This is a genomic window from uncultured Sphingomonas sp. (genome assembly GCF_946477935.1).
In the GTDB taxonomy this organism is placed as follows: domain Bacteria; phylum Pseudomonadota; class Alphaproteobacteria; order Sphingomonadales; family Sphingomonadaceae; genus Sphingomonas.
Genome location: NZ_CAMLAC010000125.1, coordinates 1 through 10,212, shown reverse-complemented (window position 1 = coordinate 10,212; position 10,212 = coordinate 1). Strand labels below are relative to the sequence as shown.

General features: G+C 68.1%; 11 protein-coding genes. 7 read left to right on the top strand and 4 right to left on the bottom strand.

The window, feature by feature from the left end; translation table 11 throughout:
- The 3 genes from Q0U08_RS13085 to Q0U08_RS13075 all read left to right on the top strand — a co-directional run.
- Window positions 1-655: SGNH/GDSL hydrolase family protein (locus tag Q0U08_RS13085; RefSeq protein ID WP_298091834.1), on the top strand; the 655-nt coding region annotated here is incomplete at its 5' end.
- Window positions 656-686: 31 nt separating this feature from the next.
- Window positions 687-1,118, top strand: coding sequence for a DUF488 family protein (locus Q0U08_RS13080; RefSeq protein ID WP_298091833.1), 432 nt, complete (start codon window positions 687-689; stop codon window positions 1,116-1,118).
- Window positions 1,119-1,179: 61 nt separating this feature from the next.
- A complete protein-coding gene (locus tag Q0U08_RS13075; RefSeq protein WP_298091832.1) occupies window positions 1,180-1,980 on the top strand; it encodes an SDR family oxidoreductase in 801 nt (266 codons plus the stop codon).
- Window positions 1,981-2,000: 20 nt separating this feature from the next.
- On the opposite strand, the gene Q0U08_RS13070 is transcribed toward Q0U08_RS13075, so the two are convergent.
- The gene (locus tag Q0U08_RS13070) at window positions 2,001-2,888 is read right to left on the bottom strand and encodes a DMT family transporter (protein WP_298091831.1); all 888 of its coding nucleotides are present in this window, start codon (window positions 2,886-2,888) and stop codon (window positions 2,001-2,003) included.
- A gap of 25 nt (window positions 2,889-2,913) precedes the next feature.
- Window positions 2,914-3,339, bottom strand: a complete 426-nt coding sequence (locus Q0U08_RS13065; RefSeq protein ID WP_298091830.1) for a hypothetical protein — start codon at window positions 3,337-3,339, stop codon at window positions 2,914-2,916.
- Window positions 3,340-3,437: 98 nt separating this feature from the next.
- Here Q0U08_RS13065 and Q0U08_RS13060 point away from each other — a divergent pair, with 98 nt between their 5' ends.
- Complete coding sequence (locus Q0U08_RS13060) at window positions 3,438-4,631, top strand: Xaa-Pro peptidase family protein (protein ID WP_298091829.1); 1,194 nt, start codon at window positions 3,438-3,440, stop codon at window positions 4,629-4,631.
- Window positions 4,632-5,125: 494 nt separating this feature from the next.
- Here Q0U08_RS13060 and Q0U08_RS13055 read toward each other — a convergent pair whose 3' ends face one another.
- Both Q0U08_RS13055 and Q0U08_RS13050 read right to left on the bottom strand, forming a co-directional pair.
- Window positions 5,126-6,124, bottom strand: a complete 999-nt coding sequence (locus Q0U08_RS13055; RefSeq protein WP_298091828.1) for a 4-hydroxyproline epimerase — start codon at window positions 6,122-6,124, stop codon at window positions 5,126-5,128.
- Between the two features lie 8 nt (window positions 6,125-6,132).
- Window positions 6,133-7,047, bottom strand: coding sequence for a dihydrodipicolinate synthase family protein (locus Q0U08_RS13050; protein ID WP_298091827.1), 915 nt, complete (start codon window positions 7,045-7,047; stop codon window positions 6,133-6,135).
- Between the two features lie 14 nt (window positions 7,048-7,061).
- Between Q0U08_RS13050 and Q0U08_RS13045 the strand changes: the two genes are divergently transcribed.
- The 3 genes from Q0U08_RS13045 (at window position 7,062) to Q0U08_RS13035 (ending at window position 10,044) form a co-directional block, all read left to right on the top strand.
- Window positions 7,062-8,342, top strand: a complete 1,281-nt coding sequence (locus Q0U08_RS13045; protein ID WP_367271130.1) for an NAD(P)/FAD-dependent oxidoreductase — start codon at window positions 7,062-7,064, stop codon at window positions 8,340-8,342.
- 55 nt (window positions 8,343-8,397) lie between these two features.
- Window positions 8,398-9,258, top strand: a complete 861-nt coding sequence (gene yghU, locus Q0U08_RS13040; RefSeq protein WP_298091825.1) for a glutathione-dependent disulfide-bond oxidoreductase — start codon at window positions 8,398-8,400, stop codon at window positions 9,256-9,258.
- Window positions 9,259-9,330: 72 nt separating this feature from the next.
- Entirely contained in the window at window positions 9,331-10,044 is a 714-nt protein-coding gene (locus Q0U08_RS13035) for a FadR/GntR family transcriptional regulator (protein WP_298091824.1), read from the top strand.
- Window positions 10,045-10,212: the final 168 nt, after the last annotated feature.

Sequence of the window (10,212 nt, the reverse complement as noted above, 5' to 3'; positions counted from 1 at the left end):
TATCGAATTCATCGGCGACTCGCACACCGTCGGCTATGGCAACACCGCCGCTTCGGGCACCTGCACCCAGGATCAGGTCTGGTCGACCACCGACACGACGCGTGGCGTGCCCGGCCTGCTCGGCGCGCGCTACGATGCCGATTACCGGGTCAATGCGATTTCCGGGCGGGGCATCGTGCGCAACTATAACGGGTTCGCCGCCGACACGCTGCCCCAGGCCTATCCCTACGCCACGCTGGATCACGCCCATCCCGCCAATGATCGCGGCTGGTCGCCGCAGGTGATCGTCATCGCGCTCGGCACCAACGACTTCTCCACCGCGCTGCGTCCGCCGGAAAAATGGAAGACGCGGGATGCTCTCCATGCCGACTATCAGCAGACCTATGTCCGCTTCGTGCAGACACTGCGCGCCCGCCATCCCAGGGCGCGCATCATCCTGTGGTCGACCGACCTCGCCGATGGCGAGATCGCGGCACAGGTCGCACAGGTCCACGCCCGCCTGCGCGCTTCCGGCGACACCCGCGTCGCCTACGTCCCCGTCCACAACCTCGCCTTCTCCGGCTGCCACGCCCACCCCTCCACCACCGACGATGCCGCCATCGCCGATGCCGTCGCCCGCGCGATCGACGCCGACCCCGCCGCATGGAAGGGGTGACAGGGCCCGGCCCGGACCCCATCTCCCGTCCATGCAGATCTTCACCATCGGCTATGAGGGCGCCACCCAGGCAGACCTGATCGCCGCCTTGCAGGCCGCCGGCGTCACGCTCCTGGCCGATGTCCGCGCCGTGCCGCTGTCGCGTCGCCCCGGCTTTTCCAAGAACATCCTGGCCGCCGGTCTGCGCGAGGCGGGCATCGACTATATCGGCCTGAAAGCGCTCGGCACCCCGCCGGAGGGGCGAGAGGCCGCCCGCAAGCTCGACCATGCCCGCCTCGCCACCATCTATGCCGGTCAACTCGAACTGCCGGAGGCAATCTTCCAGGGCGCCCAGCTTCGTGATCTGGCGCAGCAACGCCCGACCGCGCTGCTCTGCTTCGAGCGGCAACCCCATGGCTGCCACCGCTCGCTACTGGTGGAGGCGGTGATGCCCGACGCCACCGTCACCCATCTGTTTCCATAAGGGATCGGGGATCCCGCCCCCGTGTTGTAGCCGCTGACACAGGCAACCGGGATAGCAGAGCATGACGAAACTTGACGGGGCGAGCGCGATCGTCACTGGCGCCAGCTCGGGCATCGGCCATGCCGTCGCGCGCCATCTCGCCGCCTGCGGGGCGAGGGTGACGGTCAATTATCACGGCGACGCGGAGTCCGCCGATGCCCTGGTGGAGGAGATCGAACAGGCCGGCGGCCAGGCCTTCGCGCACCGGGCCGACGTCGCGGTGGAGGAGGAGGTGACGGCGATGTTCGACCGCACCGTCGAACGTTTCGGCCGCGTCGATATCCTTGTCGCCAATGCCGGCATCCAGAAGGATGCGACGATCGGCGAGATGACGCTGGCGGACTGGAACGCGGTCGTCTCGCTCAACCTGACCGGCCAGTTCCTGTGCAGCCGCGAAGCGATCCGCCGTTTTCGGTCTCAGGACCGCGCCGCCGCCCCCACCCGCGCGGCCGGTGTGATCGTATCGATGAGCTCGGTGCACGACATCATCCCCTGGGCCGGCCACGTCAATTATGCCGCAACCAAGGGCGGCGTCGCCATGATGATGAAGTCGCTGGCGCAGGAGGTCGCGCCGGAGGGCATTCGCATCAACGCCATCGCGCCCGGTGCCATCCGCACCCCGATCAACCGCGAGGCATGGGAGGAGAAGGACGCGCTCGAGAAGCTGCTACGCCTCATCCCCTATGGCCGCATCGGCGAGCCGGAGGACGTCGCGCGCGCCGTCGCCTGGCTCGTCTCGGACGAGGCAGATTACATCACCGGCACCACCCTCTATGTCGATGGCGGCATGACGCTCTATCCCGGCTTCAGCGACAACGGATAGGTTGGCGGGTGCGGCCGCGGTCAGCGCGGCCGCATAGGCATGCGCCGCAGCCACACCGGCACCTTGATCCGCTCGCGCGCCCAGGTCAGCAGCCCCGCCGCGACGATGATCGCGATCCCGACAAACGTCGCTGCGTCCACCGACTGCCCGAACAGCCAGTAGCTCAAGGCGACCGCCCAGATCATCTGGCTATACTGCGGCGGCGCGATCCGGCTGGCGGGCGAGGCTTGCGCGGCGAACATCAGCAGCACGTTGCCCAGCGCGGCGAGCAGCCCGTAGCTCGCCATGAACGCCATCTGGCGCGGTTCGGGCATCGCCAGTCCGGGGATCATCAACAGCCCGTTCAGCACCAGCGGCCCGATCAACCCGGCCCCGTAGAGCGCGATCCGCTTCTCGCCCGGCCCCGCGACCCGGAACATCACGATCGCGATCGCCGCCGTGATCCCGGCCGACAGTGCAGCCAGATGCCCCAGGTGCAGCGCGCGGAACCCGGGGCGCAGCACCACCAGCACGCCGACGAACCCCAGCACCACCGCGCTCCACCGCCACACGCCTACCTCCTCCTTCAACAATACGACCGACAGGATCGTGACGAAGATCGGCATCAGGAAGATCAGCGAGAACGCCTCGGGCATCGGCAAGCGGGTGAACGCCACCACGCTCGATACCGCGCAGATCCCCGATGCGACGGCGCGTACGAACCATGGTCCCGGCCGGCTGGAGCGTACCAGATCGCTCCAGCGCTCGCCCCGCCGCCGCGCGAACGGCACCGCGGCAAAGCCCAGCACCGCCCCGGTAAACGCCAGTTGAAACGGGTTGATCGTCCCTTCCAGCAGCTTGATCGACGCATCGCTCAGCGCAAAGGCACTGTACGACAGAAAGGCCAGCAGCACGCCGTGTTGCAGCATGGTTGGAAGTTCCTTGGACCTGGTATCAGCGGATGGGCATCAGGCGCGCCGACATGATATGCCAGCGCAACTGCTCGGCGGTCGCGCCGGGAACGTCGTTCACCCGGCGCAGCACGTAGCTTCCGGCAAAGCGCTGGCGCAAGCCGCTTTTCAACCGCGCCTCGACCCGCACCGGCACGGTGACCAACACCGATCCGGCGCCGGCATCCCCGTTCACCGGGGCAGTGGTGAACACCCGCGTATCCGCCGTCTGCGCAAAGCCACGGGTGAACCCCGCCAGCGTCTTGCCGCTCGCACGGCCCTTGTCGCTCCACAACCGGTATGCGCGCGAAAAATCCCCGCTGGCGATCGCTGCATAATAGCGTTCGACCACTTCCCTTGCCGCCGCCGGCGTTTTCTCGGCCGGCGTCACTGAAGCCGCCGCCACCACCGTCATCACCGCGAACAGCATCCGCACCTCCATCGTCGCTGCCGCCCCAACGCGCGGTCGCGGTGGAAGTCCCCCGCCGTCTCTGCCAAGACGGTCGCGCAACAACGGAGATTGGGACGATGACGGGTATCGGCGGTTCGACGGCGGCAGCGGAACTGAACACGTTGCAGCTTTGGGCGTCGCCAGCCCCCGCCATTACCCGTGAAGAGCGCATTGCGCGGATCGACCGTGCCCGCACGCTGATGGCGCAGACCGGCGCCGACATGCTGATCGTCGGGGCCGGTGCCAGCCTGCGCTATTTCGCCGGCCTCGCCTGGGGCGCGACGGAGCGGCTCGTCGCCATGCTGCTGCCGATCGCGGGCGATCCGATCTTCATCTGCCCCGCCTTTGAACTCGGCTCGTTCGAAGCGGGCATCGGCATCGACGGCGATGTCCGCCTGTGGGAAGAGGATGCGCGCCCCTCTGCGCTGGTCGCCGACGCGCTGCGTGCGGCAAATGCCACGACGCTCGCCATCGATCCCGCGCTCGCCTTCCTGTTCGTCGACCGCATCCGCCGCGATGCGCCGCATGTCGCGCTCGTCGATGGCGGACCGGTGATCGACGGGTGCCGCATGGTCAAGTCTCCCGCCGAACTGGCGCTGTTGTCACAGGCCAAGGCGATGACGCTGGAGGTTCACCGGCGCACGGCGCGCATCCTGCACGAAGGCATCCGCGCGTCCGAAGTCATCCGCTTCATCGACGCCGCCCACCGTGCGCTCGGCTCGACCGGCAGCACCTTCTGCGCCGTCCAGTTCGGCCGCTCCACCGCCTTCCCCCACGGCCTGCCGCAAGACGACATCCTGCGGGACGGCGACCTCGTGCTGGTCGACACCGGCTGCCTCGCGGACGGCTATCATTCCGACATCACCCGCACCTACGCCTTTGGCGACGTCGGCGACGAGATCCGCGCGATCTGGAACATCGAACACGAGGCACAAGCCGCCGCCTTCGACGCCGTCCGCCCCGGCGCGCCCTGCGAGGCGATCGATGCCGCCGCACGCCGCGTGCTCGAACGCGCCGGCCTCGGCCCCAATTACCGCCTGCCCGGCCTGCCGCACCGCACCGGCCACGGCATCGGCCTCAGCATCCACGAACCCGCCTACCTCGTCCGCGGCGACACCACGCCGCTTGCCCCCGGCATGTGCTTCTCCAACGAGCCGATGATCGTGGTGCCCGACCGCTTCGGCGTCCGGCTGGAGGATCATTTCCACGTCACCGAAACCGGCGCCGCCTGGTTCACCCCGCCCCAGCCCGCGATCGACGATCTGGGCTGATCTCAAGTTGTTCACGCGGAGGCTCGGGGGCGCGGAGAGAAGCACCGAGCCGAAGGCTCAGCCCCTCAACAACGAGTGAAGGCTTGTCTCCCCGCCAAAAGAGCGCACCCGGACGCGGCCAACGCTACCTCTCCGCGCCTCCGCGCGAACAAACCTTCTTCTTCTGGCCTTCGCGTCTTCGCGTGAATAAGTTTTTGGATTCTCGCCGCGAACAGAGCTGTCGGACACCGCCATCGTCGCCAACCCCTCATCAACGCAGGCGACAGACCACCCTGGGTCAAACTTAGTTCACGCGAAGACGCGAAGATACCTGTTCACGCGGAGGCGCGGAGGCGCGGAGAGAAGCGCCGAGCCGAAGGCTCAATCTCTCAACAACGAATGAAGGCTTGTCTCCCGGCCGATAGAGCGCACCCGGATGCGGCCAACACTGCCTCTCCGCGCCTCCGCGCCTCCGCGCGAACAAACCTTCTCCCCTTCGCGCCTTCGCGCGAGAATCAGACCACGGAGAACCCCGCCCAGAACGGATCCTCCCGATCGATCCAGATCGTGTTGAACCCGGTCGCGACCGCCGATCCCTCGATCGACGGGATGATCGCGGGCCGGTCGCCCAGCACGGTGTCCGCCTCGACCCGCCCGATGAAGCGACTGCGGATATAGCTTTCGTGAACAAAGCGGTCGCCCGCATGCAGCCGGCCCTTGGCGGCCAGATGGGCCAGCCGCGCCGACGTTCCGGTTCCGCAAGGGGAGCGATCGATCGCACGCTCGCCATAGAATACCGCGTTGCGACCATCGGCATCCTCGGCCGAAGGCTTATCCGCCCACAGCACATGGCTGACCCCCCGGATCGAGGGTTCCAGCGGATGAACCGGCTCGAACTTGGCGCGCACCAGCTCGCGGATCGTGCGGCTCAACTCCACCAGCCGCGACGCGCCCAGATCGTCGAGCGAGGTGTAAGCCCCCTGCGGCTCGACGATCGCATAATAATTGCCGCCATAGGCGACATCGACGTTGAGCGGGCCGAAGCCCGGCACGTCGATGGCGATCCCCTCCGCCGCCAGATAGGCGGGTACGTTGCGGATGCGCACGGACGTGACCTTGGGACCTTCCACCGCATATTCGATGTCGATCACGCCCGCCGGCACCTCAACCCGCAGCCGGCCGGGCTCGCGCGGGGTGATCAGGCCATGCTCCAGGCCGAAGGTGATCATCCCGATCGTGCCATGCCCGCACATCGGCAGGCATCCGCTCGTTTCGATGAACAGGATCGCGGCGTCGCTGTCGGGCAGGCAGGGCGGGTACAGGAACCCGCCCGACATCATGTCATGCCCGCGCGGCTCGAAGCACAGCCCGGTGCGGATCCAGTCGAACCGCTCCAGGAAGTCCAGCCGCCGCTCCGCCATGGAGGCGCCGCGCAGCAGCGGCGCCCCTCCCGCCACCAGGCGCACCGGGTTGCCCGCGGTATGCCCGTCGATGCAGAAGAAGGTGTGGCGCATCGTGGCCGTCAGGCGCTCGCCAGCGTCGGCCGCGTCGCCGCCGCCTTTTCCACCATGGCGATCACCTCGGCGCGGCGCTCGCCCTCCAGCGGCAGGCGCGGCATGCGCACCCGCTCGGACCCGCGGCCCATGATCTGTTCTGCCAGCTTGATCGACTGCACCAGGTCATGCTCGGCATCCAGATGGAGCAGCGGCATGAACCAGCGATAGATTTCGCGCGCCGCGGTCCAGTCGCCGCGGTCGACCGCCGCGACCAGCGCCACCGATTCCTGCGGGAAAGCGCTCGTCAAGCCGGATACCCAGCCGGTCGCGCCCAGCAACAGTCCCTCCAGCGCGACGTCGTCCAGCCCCGCCATCAGCGTATACCGGTCGCCATAACGGTTGATCACGTCGGTGAAGCGGCGCGGATCGGGCGCGCTTTCCTTGACCGCGACCACGTTCGGCACATCGACCAGCGCGTCCAGCGTCTCCCAGTCGAACGACACCCGGTAGGCGGGCGGGTTGTTGTACAACATGATCGGCAGGCCGGTCGCCTCCGCGACTGCGCGGCAATGCGCGACCAGTTCGGCGGGCTTGGGCACATAAACCATCGCGGGCAGCAGCATCAGCGCATCGACACCGATGGCCTCCGCATCGCGCGCGAACGCCACGGCGCGTGCCGTGGTCATCTCCGACACACCTGCAACCAGCGGCACGCGGCCGTTCACCGCTTCCTTGGCGCCCTTCAGCACCGCGCGCTTTTCGTCCGGTTCCAGCGAGTTGTTCTCGCCGCAGGTGCCCAATATGATCAGGCCGGTCACGCCGTCATCCACCAGCGCGCTTTGCACGCCCTGCGTGGCGTCGTGATCGATGTCCAGCGCATCGGTGAACTGGGTGGTGGCCGCCGGATAGACGCCGTGCCAGAGCTTAGGTGTTGCGTTCACGTCTTACTCCTTGAATGGCATCCGTATACGGTATAACCCACGGTATGCGCAACCATTCTGTTGAAGCACCCCGAACGATTCTGGTCATCGGCGGCGGCGTGATCGGCCTTAGCTGTGCCTTGGCGTTACAGCGGCTTGGGTCGGCTGTAACCTTGGTCGAGGCATCCGCCGCAACACGCGCCGCCTCGTGGGGCAATGCGGGACACATCGCCACCGAACAGGCCGAGCCCATCGCCTCGCCCCGCATGGTACGCAGCGCCGCGCGCCGCCTGTTCCTGCGCGGCGGCGCGCTGGCTCTTCCGCCAGGCCAGATCGCGCATTGGCTGCCCTTCGCGCTTCGCCTCACCCGTGCCGCGGCCCCGGCGCGCTTCGAACAGGGCCGCACCGCGCTGTCCGGCCTGCTTGCCCAGGCGATGCCGGCGTGGCGTCGCTACGTCGCTGACATCGGCGCGCCCGACCTGCTGCGCGAGGACGGCCATATCGTGGTCTGGGAAACGCCCGAAAGCGCCGCCGCCGGTCTCGCCGCATGGCGGGCCGCCGACATCGGCACCACCCGGTTCACCCCGCTGGCAGAGGGCGAGTTGAGCGCGTTGCGCCACCATATCGCCGCCCCGCTGGCCGGCGGCATCCGCTTCATCGGCAGCGGGCAGGTCGCCGATCCCGGCCGCCTCGCCAGCACCGTACGCGCGGCCTTTCTGGCGGCGGGTGGGACGGAGCGGATCGCCACCGTCACCGCGATCGACGCCGGCTCCGCCACGCTGGCCGACGGCACACGCCTGACCGCCGACCGGGTCGTTCTCGCCGCCGGCACCGGTTCGGCCGCTTTGCTGCGCCCGCATGGGGTGAAAGTGCCGATCATCGCCGAACGTGGCTATCACCTTCAGTCCCCACCCGGTATCGACTGGCCCGCCGACCTTCCTCCGGTCGTGTTCGAGGATCGGTCGATGATCGTCACCCGCTTCGAAAGCGGCCTGCGCGCCGCCAGTTTCGTCGAGTTCGCCGGCCACGCCGCCGCACCCGATCCGCGCAAATGGGCGCGCCTGCGGGGCCACGCCGCCGCACTCGGCCTGCCCATGGCGGATGCGGAAAGCTGGATGGGCGCCCGGCCCACCCTGCCCGACTATCTTCCCGCGATCGGCGCCGCGGCGGGCATCCTGTGCGCCTTTGGCCACAACCATCTCGGCCTGACCCTCGCCCCCATCACCGCCGAGGCTATTGCAGCGCTGGCGTCTGGTACGACGCCGCCCGTCGACCTCACCCGGCTCGCCCCCGATCGGTTCGGCCGCCGCTTGTAAATACCGCGATCACGGCTACCTCCGGGCAGACCTTTGCTTCGCGGAGACCCTTGTGATGACCGATTATGTGCCGCCTCGCGTCTGGGAATGGAACAAGGACAATGGCGGCCGCTTCGCCAGCATCAACCGCCCCGTCGCCGGCCCCACCCATGACAAGGACCTGCCGATCGGGGAGCATCCCCTGCAACTCTATTCGCTCGCCACGCCCAACGGCGTGAAGGTGACGATCATGCTGGAGGAGCTGCTGGCGCTCGGCCATACCGGTGCCGAATATGATGCCTGGCCGATCCGCATCAACGATGGCGACCAGTTCGGCAGCGGCTTCGTCGCGGTGAACCCGAACTCCAAGATCCCCGCACTCATGGATCGCAGCGGGCCGGAGCCCGTCCGCCTGTTCGAATCCGGGGCGATCCTCACCTATCTTGCCGAAAAGTTCGGCGCCTTCCTGCCCGCCTCCGGCCCGGCGCGTGCGGAATGCCTGTCATGGCTGTTCTGGCAGGTCGGCAGCGGCCCCTTCGTCGGCGGCGGTTTCGGCCATTTCTACGCCTATGCGCCAACGAAGATCGCCTATGCGATCGACCGGTTCGCGATGGAGGCCAAGCGTCAGCTCGACGTGCTCGACCGCCGACTGGCCGAAACGCGCTTCCTGGCCGGTGACGACTACAGCATTGCCGACATGGCCGCCTGGCCCTGGTATGGCGGCCTGGTCCTCGGCCAGCTTTACGACGCCGCCGAGTTCCTGTCGGTCGGCGACTACACCCATGTCCGCCGCTGGGCCGACGAGATCGCCGCCCGCCCCGCCGTCATCCGCGGCCGCATGGTCAACCGCCTGTTCGGCGATCCTGCCGAGCAGCTTCACGAACGCCATGACGCCGGCGATTTCGACACCCGCACCCAGGACAAGCTGGCCGGCTGAGCCGCTAACATTCAGGAGCGGTTTGACTTATCCAGCCCCGGCGCGCACGTCCGGGGCTCGATGGGAGGCTGAATGCTGAAAGAAGAACGACGCGGCCCCGCACATTCGCTGATCGCGCGGGAAATCGGGATCGCGATCGTCACCGGCCAGCACCCGCCGGGCAGTACCCTGCCCGGCGAGGTCGAGATCGCCGAGCGCCGCGGCGTCTCGCGCAGCGTTGTGCGCGAGGCGATCCGCATGCTTGCCGCCAAGGGCCTCGTCCTCAGCAAGCCCAAGACCGGCACCCGCGTGCGCGAACGCCAGACCTGGAACCTGCTCGATCCCGATCTGCTCGCCTGGATGTTCGAGGGCGAGCCCCCCGCCGGCTTCGTGCGCAGCCTGTTCCAGTTGCGCATGATCGTCGAGCCCGCCGCCGCCGAACTGGCCGCGCTGGGCCGTGATGCGCGCCAACTGGGCCGCATGGGTCATGCGCTGGAGACCATGGCGCAGCACGGCCTGGGCAACGCGACCGGCCAGGCCGCCGATCAGGATTTCCACAACATCATCCTGGAGGCGACGCACAACGAACTGCTGGTCAGCCTCGCCGGCAGCATCGGCGCCGCCGTCCGCTGGACCACCCTGTTCAAGCATCGCGGCAGCCACCGGCCCCGCGATTCCATGCCGCAACACCGCCTGCTGTTCGAGGCGATCGCCAACCGCGACACCGCCGCCGCGCGCGATGCCACGATCAAGCTGATCGATCAGGCGCATGAGGATACCGAACGGCTGCTTTCCCGCTCGGCCTGACTTGCGGCGGGGCTGGTATTGTCTTACAAATCGCCCGGCCAAGAGAGGGTTCCTGATTTGCCGCCTGCCCCTAACCCTGACCACGCCGTTCCCAGCGACGGCGCTTACATCGCGATCGACTGGGGCACGACCAATCGCCGCGCCTATCTGATCGCCGCCGACGGTCGC

Excerpts from the sequence above, each read along its gene's own strand:
- Q0U08_RS13080 (WP_298091833.1), top strand. The coding sequence starts at position 687 with ATGCAGATCTTCACCATCGGCTATGAGGGCGCCACCCAGGCAGACCTG.
- Q0U08_RS13075 (WP_298091832.1), top strand. The coding sequence starts at position 1,180 with ATGACGAAACTTGACGGGGCGAGCGCGATCGTCACTGGCGCCAGCTCG.
- Q0U08_RS13070 (WP_298091831.1), bottom strand. The coding sequence starts at position 2,888 with ATGCTGCAACACGGCGTGCTGCTGGCCTTTCTGTCGTACAGTGCCTTT.
- Q0U08_RS13065 (WP_298091830.1), bottom strand. The coding sequence starts at position 3,339 with ATGCTGTTCGCGGTGATGACGGTGGTGGCGGCGGCTTCAGTGACGCCG.
- Q0U08_RS13060 (WP_298091829.1), top strand. The coding sequence starts at position 3,438 with ATGACGGGTATCGGCGGTTCGACGGCGGCAGCGGAACTGAACACGTTG.
- Q0U08_RS13055 (WP_298091828.1), bottom strand. The coding sequence starts at position 6,124 with ATGCGCCACACCTTCTTCTGCATCGACGGGCATACCGCGGGCAACCCG.
- Q0U08_RS13045 (WP_367271130.1), top strand. The coding sequence starts at position 7,062 with ATGGCATCCGTATACGGTATAACCCACGGTATGCGCAACCATTCTGTT.
- yghU (WP_298091825.1), top strand. The coding sequence starts at position 8,398 with ATGACCGATTATGTGCCGCCTCGCGTCTGGGAATGGAACAAGGACAAT.
- Q0U08_RS13035 (WP_298091824.1), top strand. The coding sequence starts at position 9,331 with ATGCTGAAAGAAGAACGACGCGGCCCCGCACATTCGCTGATCGCGCGG.